The following is a 14,909-nucleotide window of genomic DNA, read 5'->3' as shown; positions in this document are numbered from 1 at the left end:
CTTCACGGCCCTCATCCGCCCCCGGTTCAAGACGTCTGTCTTATCTCTCTTTCAGCGGTGAAAACTTTGTTTTTCACAGATAAAAAACTATCCGGCGTGACCGAAATCGTATCGATCCCCGCTTCAATCAATAGTTTGGCGTAATCCGGGTCGTCGCTGGGCGCCTGCCCACACAGACCAACCTTCGTGCCTCTCTTATGGGCTCTGGTGATCAAATCCCGAATAAGGGTCAAAACCGCCGGATCAGCGGCATCAAACATGGGAGATAATTTATCTGAATCCCGGTCAATTCCGAGGGTCAATTGGGTCAGGTCATTGCTGCCGATGGAAAACCCGTCGAAACGTTCTGCGAATTCTTCCGCGAGAATAATGTTCGAGGGAATTTCCGCCATCACGTAAATTTCAAGCCCCGCCTGACCTCTCTTCAGTCCCTCTTGCGCCATAATGTCAAGCACCCTATCGGCTTCTTTCATCGTGCGACAGAAAGGCACCATGATGACAACATTTTTAAAACCTATCGTATCCCTCACCCGCTTTAACGCCTTGCACTCAAGGGAAAACGCCTCGCGGTAATCCTTGTCATAATAGCGACTGGCCCCCCGCCATCCGATCATGGGGTTGCTTTCCCGCGGTTCAAACGCTGCCCCGCCCAGAAGGTCAGCATATTCATTGGTTTTGAAATCACTAAGACGCACGATCACCGGCTTGGGATACTGACTAGCCGCGATTAAAGCGATATCCAGTGCAAGTTTCTCCACAAAATACGCCGCCTTTGAATCATAGGAACGGGTCAATTCTTCCACAGCATTGAGATCCCCCGTATTTAAAATTCTGTCCGGATGCAATAAAGCCATGGGGTGTATTTTAATATGGTTGCTGATGATAAATTCCATCCGCGCCAGGCCGATGCCATCGGCCGGCAACCGCCACCACCTTAAGGCCGCGTCCGGATTTGCCATGTTCAGCATCACTTTCGTAACCGTTGGCGGAATTTCATCAAAAGATTGACGACTTTTTTCAAACGCCAGAATACCCTCGTAAATCATCCCCTCACCGCCTTCTGCACAGGATACGGTGACCTCCTGACCATTCTGTAAAACCTGGCAGGCATTTCCGGTTCCGATCACGGCTGGCAATCCCAATTCACGGCTGACAATCGCGGCATGGGAAGTCCGTCCCCCATGTTCCGTGATCAGGGCGCTGGCCTTGCGCATCACCGGCAGCCAATCCGGATCGGTTTGTGGGGCCACCAGAACAGCCCCTTTAGGGAAATTATCCGCTTCGGATATGTTCTTCAGGATACAGACCTTTCCCGTCGCAACAGCATCCCCTATGCTCAACCCACGCGTCAGAACAGGCCCCTTTTCCTTCAGTTGATAGGTCCACAGACCGGTGGCCTTCTTCTTGGATTGCACCGTTTCAGGCCGCGCCTGGACGATATAAAATTGACCGCTTCTAAAATCCTTGGCCCACTCCATATCCATAGGAACTGTGTAATGTGCCTCAATTCTTTTCGCCGCCTGGGACAGCGAGATAATCTCGGCATTCGTCAAAACAAAATCGGCTTGCTCTTGCCGTGATGTTGCAACCCTTTCCGTGCCAATGGCGCCCGATGCGGCATACACCACCTTCTCTTTTTTCTGCCCGGATCTTTTTAGTATGATCGGCACGAGAGAGGAATCGGACAAAAACGGCTTAAAGACCATATATTCATCCGGATCAACGGTGCCGGACACAATCCCCTCTCCCAACCCCCAGGTGGCGTTTATGAGAATGGCCTCAGGAAATCCTGTCTCCGTATCCAGTGAAAACATAACCCCGGAACAGGCCTTGTCTGACCGCACCATCATTTGAACGCCCACCGACAATGCCACCTTCATATGATCAATGCCATGCAGATTCCGGTAACTTATCGCCCGATTGGTAAACAAAGAGGCAAAACATCTCTGACAACAATCAACGACCGCCTTTCCCCCCCGGACATTCAGAAAGCTTTCCTGCTGCCCTGCGAAACTGGCCTCCGGGAGGTCTTCCGCCGTCGCACTGCTTCTGATCGCGACCTGGAGTTTTTTTTCACCGGCCTGGTCACATAATGCGCCATATGCCTCACGGACGGCGGCGGTAACCTCTTCCGGCATTTTTCCCTGAAAAAAAAGCCCTCTTATCTGACTGCCCGCTTCCTGAAGCGTGATATGGCCTTCCGTTAAATACCGCAGTTGTTCTTCAACAGGGAGAGCAAGATTGTTGTTTCGCCAAAAAAGCCAATAGGCATCTGTTGTCAAGGCAAAGCCTTCCGGTACATGAACATCTGCCTGCGTCACATGCTGGATCATTTCACCAAGTGAAGCGTTCTTCCCCCCCACCAACGCGATATCATCTAATCCAATCTCTCTAAAAGGTCGGATAAATGTCCGTTTAGTCATAATTATTCTCCCTAAGGGAAATATCATCACTATCCATAACCTTGCTGTTGCCCTGCAACCAGCTTAACAATTCACGTAAACTGCCGGTCACCATGCCGATGCAGGTGTCTGCCCCCCCGTAGTAAAGCCGAAGCGTATCGCCATCCTCTGCGATTGTATAACCGCAGGGAAAAATAACATTCGCCACATCGCCATTGCGTTCATAGCCCGCCTCCGGGGTAAGCACCCAGGTATCCGACCGGCGCAGGCATGTCTGATGACACCCCAAATCAAATAACGCCAAACCAATGCGATAAATTGCCCCCGAGGCCGTATGGCGCACACTATGGTAAATCATTAACCAGCCTTCTGACGTCTTAATCACAGGTGGTGACAGTCCGATTTTATCGGAATCCCACCAGGGTCCCCGCCGGGCCTGTAATATCATTTTATGATCCCCCCAATGATCCAGGTCGGCTGAGAATGATATCCAGATATGAGAGTAATGTGACGTGGTGGGACGGTGTATCATCGCCCATTTCCCACAGATCTTATGGGGTAGAAGCGCCGCATCCTTGTTCAAGGGCGGCATCACCATGCCGACCCGTTCAAATTTCTTGAAATTCTTCGTCAGGGCAATCGACACAGTCGGCCCCGGCATGGAATAAGACGTATAGGCCACCGCATATACCTTCTTCTCCGGCAGGTAAGTAATTCTGGGGTCTTCTATCCCCCAGGTTTCCTCCGGGTATTCCGTCGGGGAAGGCAAAAGCGTAGGCTTTTTATCAATAACCCAGTTGGATATGCCATCTTTTGATCGCGCCGCGCATAAATGTGACAGTCCGCTACGGTCTTCCACCCTGCAGAGCAAAAGGGTTGTGCCATCTTCCAACAGCGTCGCCCCCGGATTAAAAACCGAGTTTACCGGATAAGGCCAGTGTGCCGCGGTCAAAATAGGGTTGTTTTTTTCCCGTTTAAACAGGGTTTCATGCTGTAACTTTTGTTTTGCTTCTGATGTCTGAGACATTGATCATATTCTCCACTGCATGCATTTCGATGAGTGACTGCAAAAAGGCGAGGGTCGATTCCGCACCCCTGTTTTCATTCGCCCGATCTGCATGAAGACCATCCCGGCACGCCCCCGTCGCCGGATCATATAAAGGAACCTGAAGGTCATTCTGCCCCAAATACCATTCAAAGGCCCATTTTGCCTGTAACCACCAATAAGTATCTTTTGTGATCTGATATGCTTCCAGACAGGCGGATACCATAGCCTGGGCCTCGGTCGGTTGCTGGTCGAAGCGGGCTCTGGCGCCCCGGCGGTGATAGAATCCCTCTGTACCGATAGGCGAAAAACAACCTTTCTCCAACTTCTGGATGTCCACAAGCCATCTCAGAATATCCAAAGCCTTGTTTTCCAGATTGGACCGTCCCATGGCCTTTGCCGAGACCAGCAAGGCGTGCGGCAATACCGCATTGGCGTAGGTCAGCTGACGTTCAAACCAGGGCCAGTTGCGGCCTGAAAAAGCCTTATATTCCGTCATGAGATGATCGCAAAGGCGCGCCCGTAACTTTTGCACCAATCTGTCCCCGGCGTATTTCTTCAGATATTCATGTAACCCGAGCAAAGAAAATGCCCAGGTCCGGCAACTGGTCATAAGGTGCAAGGCAGGCAAAGCCTGGTGGAAAATCTCTGTGGCGGCGTTACACAACACCTGGTCCTGGGACCGGGCGATGACCGTCCCCAAAGCCCAGACCGACCTTCCATGAGAATCTTCAGACCCCACTTCCTCCTGCCATTGCCGGTCGTAAGCCATGAAATTGCGAAACCGGCCAAATTCAGGGTTAAAGGCGTAAGCCAGAAAGGCAAAATAGCTGTTTCTTAAATCTTCGTCAGCTGCTTCCAATAAATTCTCTTCTTCCAGAAGAGTCGTAAACAATAATCCCCGGGCGTTATCGTCAGTGCTATAGCCATCATTATAATTGGGTGTTGCATAAGTCGCATGCTGAAACAACCCCGTCGTATCCGTCAGCCTTCTCAAGTGACGTAAATCCACCTTTAATAATTCTTTTGGCGGTTGATTAAGGTTGGCGTGTGTGGCTAATGTCCGGGGATGCTCCTGACGCACCTTACACGCTGTCATAAAAGACGCGATATATTCTCCCGCCACCTTTGACCATCTCATACGCTTGCCATATTCAAAGGCATTTCGCCTCAAGCTCTGGCGCCTTTTATTATCCGAAAGAAGGTTCAGTATTTCCTGTGAGATTTTCTCTGAATCCCGGAACGGCACCAATACCCCCCGCTCTTCCGCCAGCAACTCCTGCGCATGCCAATATGGCGTTGACAAAACTGCCTTGCCCGCCCCCACGGCATACGCCAAAGTCCCGGATGTAATCTGCGCTTCATTCAAGTAAGCCGTGATATATAAATCCGCGACCTCGATAAATTTGATCAATTCGGGCAATTCAACATATCTGTTGTAAAAAATGACATGTTCTTCCAGTCCCAGGGTCGTGACCAGCCGTTCCAGGGAAAGGCGGTAACTTTCTCCCTCTCGCCGCAAAACATGTGGATGGGTGGCCCCCAAAATGATCAGGATAAAGTCAGGATGTTTTTTTATGATTCCGGGTAAGGCCCGGATCACATAATCAATGCCTTTATTCTCTGACAAGAGCCCGAATGTCAGCAAAGTTGTCTTGCCTTCCATCCCGAAACTTGCTTTATGAAAATGCGGATCGATAAAGCTGAAATCGGGAATGCCATGCGGGATGAAGTCTATCTGGCTTTCAGGAACATCATAGACCTCGGATAATATCTCTATGCCCATTTCACTCATCACGATAAGTCGGTCTGAATATTCGATCAACCGGTCCATTACCTTCTTCTGATCCGCATTCGGCGTTCTGAGAATGGTGTGAAGCACCGTCACGATCGGCATATGAAGTGACTTCAACAAGGTTAGAATATGACTTCCCGCAGGACCGCCATGGATACCGAATTCATGTTGCACACAAACAACATCCACTTGATTTATATTTAAAAAATACGCGGCATGTCGGTAAGAGGATAAATCATTCTCAAAAATTTCAAATCTGGCGCGGTCGGGATAATTATACCCCTCCGCCGTGTCATTCACCGGAATAACCCAGCATTCGACATCCGGGTTTCCCTGTACCATGGCGTCGGAAAGGTCCGCCGTAAACGTGGCAATTCCACATTTTCGGGGAACATAATTTCCAATAAAAGCAACCCGTTTTAATTTCCGGGGCGTGGTATTATTTCGACGTGAAGGTGGCAGAATAGTGTCGCGGCTTTTCTCGACTGGCATCTTTCTCTCTCTAATTGAATGCGATGATTGGATAGAAAAAAGATAGCGCCAAACAGGCCGACAATATTGATTACGATCAGTTGATACAAAAAAACGGCTCCCCCTTTTCCCGGGGGAACCGCGCATAGCTCAAGCCATCTGAGGCTTTTGAAAAGTTATTCCGTCAATAAATCCGCCAAGGCGTTTGACAGATCTTTTATACTGTATGGCTTACGTAAAAACCGATGTGGATTGGACTCGGCTTGTTTGGCATCCACATAACCGCTGGCCAGTAAAATTTTCAGTTTCGGGTTAATCTTCAAGGCTTCATCCGCCACCTCGAATCCTGTCATTCCCCCAGGCATGATCACATCAGAAAGCACCAGGTCGATGTGGTCATTTTCTTTCAGCGTTTTAACGGCTTCCCGGCCATTATTGGTTGCAATCACCTGATAACCGAGTTTTTCCAGACGATGAACCGTCAGACGCCGAACCCGTTCGTCATCCTCGACCACCAGAACAACCACATTCTTTGAGACATCACCAGGGAGACTTTCCGCCTTCTCATCCTGGACATCCGTACTGATGGCCGGCGGCAGATACAGGTTAATGGTCGTGCCTACACCTTCCTCACTGTATATCGCAACATGTCCTCCGGATTGTTTCGCGAAGCCGTAAATCATGCTCAACCCAAGGCCAAAACCGCTACCCGGCGTTTTTGTCGAGAAGAATGGTTCGAAAGCCCGTTCCCGAATATCTTCTGACATGCCCGTTCCCGTATCACTGACCGACAACGCGATATAGGGGCCCGGTTCAACATCCACCTGGGTTGCCGCATAATCTTCATCCAGATAAACATTCTGCGTCTCAATCGTCAGGACACCCCCTTTGGGCATTGCATGACGCCCATTGATGGCAAGGTTCAACAACGTGTTTTCTATCTGGCCAGGGTCGGACAATGTCGGCTTCAGGTCATCTGCCAGTCTGGTGACGATGGTGATTTCCTCTCCTAGAGACCGCCGCAACAAAGGCGTCATCGTGGTAATCAGGTCGTTCAGACAAACATTCTTAGGCTCTAGCGTCTGCCGTTTGGAAAAAGCCAGCAGACGATTGGTCAGCTGCGCGCCAAGCGCAGAGGCTTCCTCCGCCTCCCCCAGGAGAACGCGTTGTGTCTCATCCTCCAGCTGCATATCCAACATCTCCAGATTGCCGGTAATTACTGTCAGAAGGTTATTAAAATCATGGGCAATACCGCCTGTAAGCTGGCCTACGGCCTCCATTTTCTGTGCCCGCTGTAATTCTTCACGGCGCTTCTTTTCCTCGGTCAGGTCATGCAGAACTCCGATAAAGTGACGTTTTTCATCATACCAGAATTCTGCAACCCTCAGACGGATCGGCACTTTGCTGCCATCTTTGCAGTGCGCATAAATCTCCTGACCAATGCGGTTGTTCATCTGATCCCTGCTGGTCATATAATGCGACAGGTCCCCGTCCCCTTCACCGGAATCTGATTTTGGCATCAGGATATTGACACTCTGACCAAGCACCTCTTTCGCCGCATACCCAAAAATCTTCACCGCCGCCGGACTGAAACTGCCAATGATACCGTCTTCATTAATGGTCAGAACCGCTTCGGGAATCGCATTGAGAATGGCGCTGAGGCGGGCTTCCCGTTCCTGCAATTCCTTCTGGGCATTATCCCTTTCCGTCACATCTTCGATGGTCATGAGGATCAACTCATCGCCTTCGCCTTCTCTCTGTATCTGCCGGGCGTTCAGCAACATGGTGCGGGCCCCCTTTGCCTTAAAGGCCAAAGTGACTTTGAAGGATTCAATTGTTGTTTTATCCGGCAAAATACGTTCCAGCAATTTACGCAATGCCGGCAAATCCCACTGGCCACCCTGCAGATCGAACAGGTTGACCCCCACTGTTTTCGTCTGAACGGTCCCGAAATCTTTGTAAAAAGACCGGCTGGCCTTGATAATGGTGAATTTTCCATCCAGAACCAACAATGGCTCACGTACCGTATCAACGATATTCTCGGTCAGGCGCAAAGCCGCTTTGTTGGATTGTTCCAGCACTTTAAGCGCGGTTACATCCAGGAACGTCAAAACAACCCCATCCACCTTGCCGGCCTGCGTGACATAAGGCAGAATTCTGCGTAAATACCATCGCCCCTCCGCCGATCTGACTTCGACTTCAACCGGCGTCAGGTCTTCCAGGACCATGGCCGCATCCTTCAGAAGTTTAGGGTCATCCAGCTTGCCGGTAATATCGCCAAACGGGCGCCCGATATCATTTACCAGCACATTAAACAATTCCCGGGTCGCCGGGGTAAACCGCATAATGCTGAGCTGCCGGTCAAGAAACAAGGTCGCGATCCCTGAACTGGACAACAGATTATTCAGATCGTCCGACATCCGGCGTTCATCATCGACTTTTTGCTGAAGCTGCGTATTCAAGGTTGTCAGTTCTTCATTCAACGATTGCAGTTCCTCTTTCGAGGTTTCCAGCTCTTCATTGGTCGATTGGAACTCTTCGTTCATCGACATCGCTTCTTCATTAATCGCTTTCAATTCTTCCGTTGAACGCTCATAATCCTGAACCGTGGTTTGCAGGTCGATCCGTGTCGCCTCCAGTTCCTGTTCCAGATGCCGATAGGCTTCAGAATTGTCGCGCTCCCCTTCATCAGGTACCGGTATATTTTCCATCAAAGGCTTGTCGATAAATGTCACCAGCAACAAGCGGTTTCCTTCAATATCCAGAGGATGCACCGTGATCGCCACAGGCACGGTTGTGCCATTCCGGGTAACGGTGCCCCCACTTGATATCTCCGCCCCTTCGAGCACGGATTTGCGGATTGTACTGCCCAACTTGGCCCGCAGACCATCCCGCGCCATTGCCAACAGATCCTGGCTACTCTCCCCCGCAGGCACCCTGAGATACATGTCCGCCGGCCCCTGAACGAACAATAATTCCATCTTCTGGTTAATCAACACCGCAACGGGGGCATAATGTTCAACCAGGAATTTCTGACTGACGTCCGCAAGACGCGTCTGGCGATTCATTTCAGGCAGCGTTGAACTGGACGTTTGCACATCTCCATAAACCCTTGGTTTGATAGGAAAATAATAGGGCCGGGAGTGGGCTTTTCCTACTCTTTTGTACAGTTTGAATTTCTTGGACAGCGGCTGGAATAACTCTTCAAAACTGCTCACTGTTTCAGATGACCCCAAAAACAACAATCCGCCATCGTTCAAGGCGAAATGGAACATGCGAATGATGCGTTCCTGTGCTTCACTATTCAGATAAATCAGCAAGTTCCGGCAGGAAATAATATCCAGTTTTGAGAAAGGCGCATCCGCCAAAACATTCTGATTGGCGAAGACGACACTGTCGCGCAACTCCGGTGAAACCCGGTATGTATGGTCTTCCTTGATGAAAAAACGTTTCAACCGAGCCGGCGATACATCCGCCTCGATAGACCCCGGATAAATGCCGGCGCGGGCAACTTCCAGGGCGCGATCATCCACATCAGAGGCAAAAATCTGCAGCTTTATATGTTTTCTGTTCGCCGTAATATTTTCAATCAGCAGCATGGCCAGGGAATAAGCCTCTTCACCGCTGGCGCAGCCCGGGACCCAGACGCGGATCGGTTTATCGCTTCTCTGATGCGCTTCCAGGTCGTGCAAGACTTTCTTTTCCAGGTATTTAAAAGACTCCGGATCCCGGAAGAAGGACGTCACGCTGATTAAAAAGTCCCCGAACAATTTTTCCACTTCATCCGGTGAATCTTTCAAAAACGCCAGGTAATCAACAGAATTATCCATATGTTTCAATACCATACGCCGTTCTATACGCCGCAACAATGTACCTTCTTTATAGAATTCGAAATTGATCGGGGAATATGCCTTCAACACATCGATGATATCCCCCAGCGATCCGCGGGCGTTTTCGCCCAGAACCTTAGCGGCCTTACCCTTGCTGATGTACGGGTGATTACAGAAATCCATAATCACCTTTGGCATCTGATTAACCCGGAGAACATGATCGACCGATCCTGACGCAACGGCGCTCCGGGGCATCCCGTCATGAGACGCCTCTCTCGGGTTTTGCGCGATGACCATACCGCCATTCGCCTTGATGCTTCTGACCCCTGCCGTTCCATCGCTGCCCGTACCGGACAAGATCACCGCGACCGTGTTCTGTTTTCTTTCCTCTGCCAGCGATGTTAAAAAATAGTCGATCGGCAACCGCATCCCCCGCCGCGCATCCGGTTCTGTCAGATAAAGAACACCATTGTCTATTTTCAGAAAATAACTCGGGGGAATGATATAAACATGGTTCGGTTCGACCTTCGTATGATCCTTGGCCAGAACAACACTCATTGACGTATGCTTGGCCAACAGATCCGCCATTAGACTTTCATGATCCGGGTCGACGTGATGAATGGCGACAAAGGCCATCCCGCTATCGGCTGGCATCGCTTTAAAAAAATCTGTAAAGGCCTGTAATCCGCCCGCAGAAGCCCCCAGCCCAACAATGGGGAATGTGTTATTCTTGAATATCAATTCAGACCTGTCATCTGAAATCACGGGATCTGTCGTTATATCCGAGGCTTTTTTTGCCCTGCTTTTTTTACGAGGTTTCACGACTTTTGACCCTTGCGTGGGTTTCGATGTGCTTGCCATAGCGCGACATTGTCCTTCTTTTGACCACCCCGACGGAAGGAATGGGCCTAAGATGCTATAATATTTAACAAATACCATATTACAAGGACTACGTGCAAAAAAACAATCCGCATGTTTGACCATGTGCCGCAGGTGATCCCCCACCCGTTAGCTCACACGTAATACCTTTGCCCCTTTGATATGCTTGGTTTTCATATCGAAGAGAGCCTCATTGGCCTTTTCCAGATCATATTCCTGAATTTCAGGGTGCAAAGGAATGGCCGCAGCAAGATCTAAAAACGCGCTCACATCCTGGCGGGTGATATTGGCCACGCTCCTGATTTCCTTTTCCATCCACAGATGCGCAGGGTAATTCAGGCTCAACAGAACCGACTTGTCCCGCTCTTCCTTCCGGATGGCGTTGATCACCAGCCGCCCGCCAGAATCCAGATTCTGCAACGCGCCCAGAATTGGCGTCCAGGCCGGCGTTGTGTCAATAATGGCCTGTAAGGGGTCGGGGGCGACATCAATGGTGGTCCCGACCCAATATGCGCCCAGGCTCCGGGCGAAAGCGCGTTCCTCGGCCTTGCGGGCGAAAACGAATATTTTCATCTCGGGAAATTGATGATGAAGCATCTGCAACACAAGATGCGCCGATGCACCAAAGCCGGTGAGTCCGACGTTATCCCCCTTTTCAAGCCCCGCCAGACACAGAGACCGATATCCAATGGCCCCGGCACATAACAGGGGAGCCGCCTCGGCGTCTGTGAAAACTTTTGGGATAGCGTATACATATTCGGCGGGCGCCACCATACGTTCAGCGTAACCGCCATGCGCATCTCGGCCGGTAGCCTGAAACCCGGGACAGAGATTTTCCTGCCCCCGCCGGCAGAACCGGCACACGCCGCAGGCGGAGAAAATCCAAGCCACCCCGACCCGATCGCCAACCTTGTACATTGTCACGCCCGGCCCCAGAGCCTCAACATGCCCGACCACCTGATGACCGGGGATCACCGGCAGGCGCGGGGGCGGGCTGCGCCCCTCGATCTCGTCCAGTTCCGTATGACAGACCCCACAGACGGCAACGCGGATCAGGATTTCTCCCGCAGCAGGCACAGGGTCAGGCCAGTCCACCAGGTCAAGCGGCGTCTGGTTATTATCAAACGACGTAACAGATTTCAGGATCATCGCCCGCATATCTCTATTATGATAAATTTTGCCACAATAATAAAGCTGTTTGGAAATCCTATTGAATTTTTAACAGTTATCTGTAATACAGATATGAAATATGGAATTGGATATTATAAGTGTTACGCAGCAAAGCTAATATTCTGGCGCTTTTGATGATGCTTCTGGTTTTTACGGGCCAGACAGTCTCAGCATCCGCCCTTTCCTGCCCAATGAACAGCACACATCATAATATCAGTGCTGCAAAATCAAACCTTAACACTGATGCGCCATGCATGGACAATATGAACCAGGACGCCTCCTGTCCTGTTCCAGTGGCCATCCCCGCGGAACATTCCGATCTATCCTCTTGCTGTGATCAGGATTGTGTCTGCCCGGTCGGCGATCTTTCGTCTGCCTTACTGACCACCACCCCTGAAAACGACCTTGATGCGCCCCCCTTGCAACAATATCGGGTCCGATCTTTTTCTATCGTCAGAAATTTCCCCAAAACCTTATACCGCCCTCCAATTTTTGGATAAGACAGGACAGGTGCGCCTATCACCCGGAGCAGCACACCTCATTCAGATTTTACAGAACTTTGTTGAGTGATAATTCAGCAAAACTTCTGTCTCTAAGATCAATAAGTTATTCTATTCTACCTGCTCAAAAAAGGAGCAACACATGATTTTATCCGACCGCCCCACTTTCAGGAAAGCCGTGCTTTCCCTGTATCCACATGGGGTCACAAAGAAATCAGGACATCACCTGACATGCACTCTTATCCTGACCCTGCTGACCCTGTCCGCAGGAACCGCCCCCACCATCGGCGAACAGCGCCCGCCTTCCGGACGCGTCAGTATTGAAACCGCCATTGAGTCCGCCCATCAGAATGATCCCTGGCTAACAGGCAACCGCCACACCCAGGAGGCCATTGAGTCCATGAGTATCGCCGCGGGCGCGCTTCCCGACCCCAAATTATCCTTTGATGTCGCCAACCTTCCGACCAACAGCTTTAATTTTGGTCAGGAAGCCATGACACAGGTCAAGCTCGGCCTGACACAGGCCTTCCCCCCTGGTGACAGCCGGGCCCTGCGCAAACGCCAGCTGGAACTGCAGAGCAGCCAGCACCCCTTTCTGCGGGAAGACCGCAAGGCCAAGGTTGCCGTGACGGTTGGGCAATTATGGCTAAATGCCTATCAGGCACAGGAAAGCATTGCCATCATTGAGAAGAACCGCGCCCTGTTTGAACAATTAATCACCGTAACCGAAACCAGTTATGCCGCGGCATTGGGAAAAAGCCGGCAACAGGACGTCATCCGGGCCCAGCTGGAACTGACCCGACTGGAAGACCGGCTGACTGTCCTGCATCAGCGTCAGGAACTGTTCCAACACCAGCTTTCGGAATGGTTGACCGGAAATGAGAATAATTATCCGGACGTGACCCGGCAAGCCCCTCTGATGCTGACGACTCAAATCCCCGACCTGATGCTGTTGCACCCTGAATTTTATCAGGATGACAGATATATAAATACCCAGACCCTGCATCAGCTGCTTGCACGTCACCCGACCTTGCAGGCGATTGACCAAAAACTTAAGGAAAGCCAGACGGGTGTTGAACTCGCGCGACAAAAATACAAGCCTGAATGGGCGCTGCGCGCCGGATACGGATATCGCGCCAATGATGCCATGGGGATCAAGAGATCCGATCTTTTTTCTCTTGGGGTGACCATGAGTATTCCTCTGTTCACCGCCAACCGTCAGGACAAACAGGTCCAGTCCGAAATTTCGAAAACATCCGCTGTTAAAACAGAAAAATGGCAAATGCTGCGCAAACTGACCGCCTCTTTCGCAACAGCAAAAACCCAGCTTATGAGGTTAAATCAACGCCAGAAGCTCTACAACGCTCAACTGTTGCCGCAAATTCATGAACAGGCGGAGGCCGCCCTGACAGCCTATACCAATGACGACGGCGATTTTGCCGAAGCCGTCCGCGCCCGGATTGCAGAAATGGATGCAGAAATTGACGCCATGAGCATCGATGTCGAACGCCAGAAAACCATTTTGCAGCTGAATTATTTTTTTATGAGCCAAGCCCGTGACATCGTCACCGGCACCTCCCGCTCAGGAGAATTCCAATGACACAAAAAAAACGCAACCTCACTTTCCTCGCCGTCGGCATTTTTACCGGCGCCGTCTTGACCGCCGGAATTTCAAACCTGACGGGGCCAGCGACGCCCGACCAAGGCGCGCAGAAACATGAAAACAAACCCCTTTACTGGGTCGCGCCAATGGACCCAAATTACAAAAGAGACAAACCGGGGAAATCTCCCATGGGTATGGATCTCATCCCTGTTTATCCTGATGGTGTTTCTGCTGCCGATGGCGGCGCCGGGACCGTAGAAATTTCTCCCGCCGTGGTGAATAATCTCGGGGTGCGTACCGTGGTCGCCACACATGCGGCCCTGCACAGCGAGATCAAAACCGTGGGCTACGTGCAATATGACGAGGACCAACTGGTGCATGTTCACCCACGCGTCGAAGGATGGATTGAGAAGCTTTATATCAAGGCGGCCGGTGATCCGGTCAAGGCGGGAGAGCCGCTTTATGACATCTACGCCCCGGAACTGGTCAATGCCCAGGAAGAATTGATCATGGCGCTGAGCCGCAACAACACACGACTTGTGACAGCCGCGGCAGACAGACTGAAATCCCTGCGGGTGCCGGATGCCACCATCCATACCCTTAAAAAAACAAGGAAGGTGAGCCAAACCATAACCATTTTTGCCCCGCAAGATGGCGTGATCGATAATCTGAACATTCGGGAAGGCTTCTTTGTCAGCCCCGGCACCACGATAATGTCAATCGGCATTCTCGACCAGGTCTGGGTCGAAGCGGAAGTCTTTGAACGGGAAGCGTTCCTGATCACCAAAGGTCTGCCGGTGACCATGACCCTGGACTTTCTGCCCGGGCAGGACTGGCAGGGTCAGGTGGATTATATCTATCCTACTCTGGATGAAACAACTCGGACCGTGAAAGTGCGGCTGCGTTTTGACAATAAAGACCATCACCTCAAACCCAACATGTTTGCCCAGGTGGTGATTCATGCGGAAAGCGAACAGCATACACTAGTCGTGCCGAAAGAAGCCCTGATCCGTACCGGAAATTCCGACCGTGTTGTTCTCGCGCTTGGTGAGGGGCGCTTTAAATCCATCGAGGTCAGGACAGGACGATTTGATCCGCAAAATGTCGAAATTTTGTCCGGCCTGAACATGGGGGATAAAGTTGTTACCTCGGCCCAGTTCCTGCTTGATTCCGAAAGCAGCAAGACATCCGATTTCAAACGTATGGCCCCCCCG

7 protein-coding genes and 1 pseudogene are annotated in these 14,909 nt (G+C 51.0%); 3 read left to right on the top strand and 5 right to left on the bottom strand.

Features of this window, described 5'->3' with window-relative positions; translation table 11 throughout:
• Window positions 1–26 precede the first annotated feature (26 nt).
• From ppsA to FIV45_RS05355, 5 genes are all read right to left on the bottom strand, one after another.
• Complete coding sequence (gene ppsA / locus FIV45_RS05375) at window positions 27–2,423, bottom strand: phosphoenolpyruvate synthase (protein ID WP_099471364.1); 2,397 nt, start codon at window positions 2,421–2,423, stop codon at window positions 27–29.
• Window positions 2,416–3,429, bottom strand: coding sequence for a glycoside hydrolase family 130 protein (locus FIV45_RS05370; protein ID WP_099471363.1), 1,014 nt, complete (start codon window positions 3,427–3,429; stop codon window positions 2,416–2,418). Before FIV45_RS05370 ends, ppsA begins: the two co-directional genes overlap by 8 nt.
• Window positions 3,389–5,734, bottom strand: coding sequence for a glycosyltransferase family 4 protein (locus FIV45_RS05365; RefSeq protein WP_099471362.1), 2,346 nt, complete (start codon window positions 5,732–5,734; stop codon window positions 3,389–3,391). Before FIV45_RS05365 ends, FIV45_RS05370 begins: the two co-directional genes overlap by 41 nt.
• Before the next feature lie 155 nt (window positions 5,735–5,889).
• On the bottom strand, window positions 5,890–10,365 hold the full coding sequence (locus tag FIV45_RS05360; RefSeq protein ID WP_165776900.1) for a chemotaxis protein CheB: 4,476 nt from the start codon (window positions 10,363–10,365) through the stop codon (window positions 5,890–5,892).
• 186 nt (window positions 10,366–10,551) lie between these two features.
• Entirely contained in the window at window positions 10,552–11,580 is a 1,029-nt protein-coding gene (locus FIV45_RS05355; RefSeq protein ID WP_099471360.1) for a zinc-dependent alcohol dehydrogenase family protein, read from the bottom strand.
• A gap of 110 nt (window positions 11,581–11,690) precedes the next feature.
• Here FIV45_RS05355 and FIV45_RS18580 point away from each other — a divergent pair, with 110 nt between their 5' ends.
• The 3 genes and pseudogenes from FIV45_RS18580 to FIV45_RS05340 form a co-directional block, all read left to right on the top strand.
• Window positions 11,691–12,092, top strand: coding sequence for a hypothetical protein (locus FIV45_RS18580; protein WP_099471359.1), 402 nt, complete (start codon window positions 11,691–11,693; stop codon window positions 12,090–12,092).
• 142 nt (window positions 12,093–12,234) lie between these two features.
• A complete protein-coding gene (locus FIV45_RS05345) occupies window positions 12,235–13,692 on the top strand; it encodes a TolC family protein (protein WP_099471358.1) in 1,458 nt (485 codons plus the stop codon).
• Window positions 13,689–14,900: pseudogene (locus tag FIV45_RS05340) on the top strand (efflux RND transporter periplasmic adaptor subunit); the annotation flags it as partial. The gene FIV45_RS05345 and the pseudogene FIV45_RS05340, both read left to right, overlap by 4 nt.
• Window positions 14,901–14,909: the final 9 nt, after the last annotated feature.

The sequence above is a fragment of the Paremcibacter congregatus genome (assembly GCF_006385135.1).
GTDB lineage: Bacteria > Pseudomonadota > Alphaproteobacteria > Sphingomonadales > Emcibacteraceae > Paremcibacter > Paremcibacter congregatus.
The sequence above is the reverse complement of the archived record's forward strand: the minus strand, read 5'-3'. Positions and strand labels throughout refer to the sequence as shown.

Coding starts and splice junctions, on each gene's coding strand:
- ppsA (WP_099471364.1), bottom strand. CDS start 2,423: ATGACTAAACGGACATTTATCCGACCTTTTAGAGAGATTGGATTAGAT.
- FIV45_RS05370 (WP_099471363.1), bottom strand. CDS start 3,429: ATGTCTCAGACATCAGAAGCAAAACAAAAGTTACAGCATGAAACCCTG.
- FIV45_RS05365 (WP_099471362.1), bottom strand. CDS start 5,734: ATGCCAGTCGAGAAAAGCCGCGACACTATTCTGCCACCTTCACGTCGA.
- FIV45_RS05355 (WP_099471360.1), bottom strand. CDS start 11,580: ATGCGGGCGATGATCCTGAAATCTGTTACGTCGTTTGATAATAACCAG.
- FIV45_RS05345 (WP_099471358.1), top strand. CDS start 12,235: ATGATTTTATCCGACCGCCCCACTTTCAGGAAAGCCGTGCTTTCCCTG.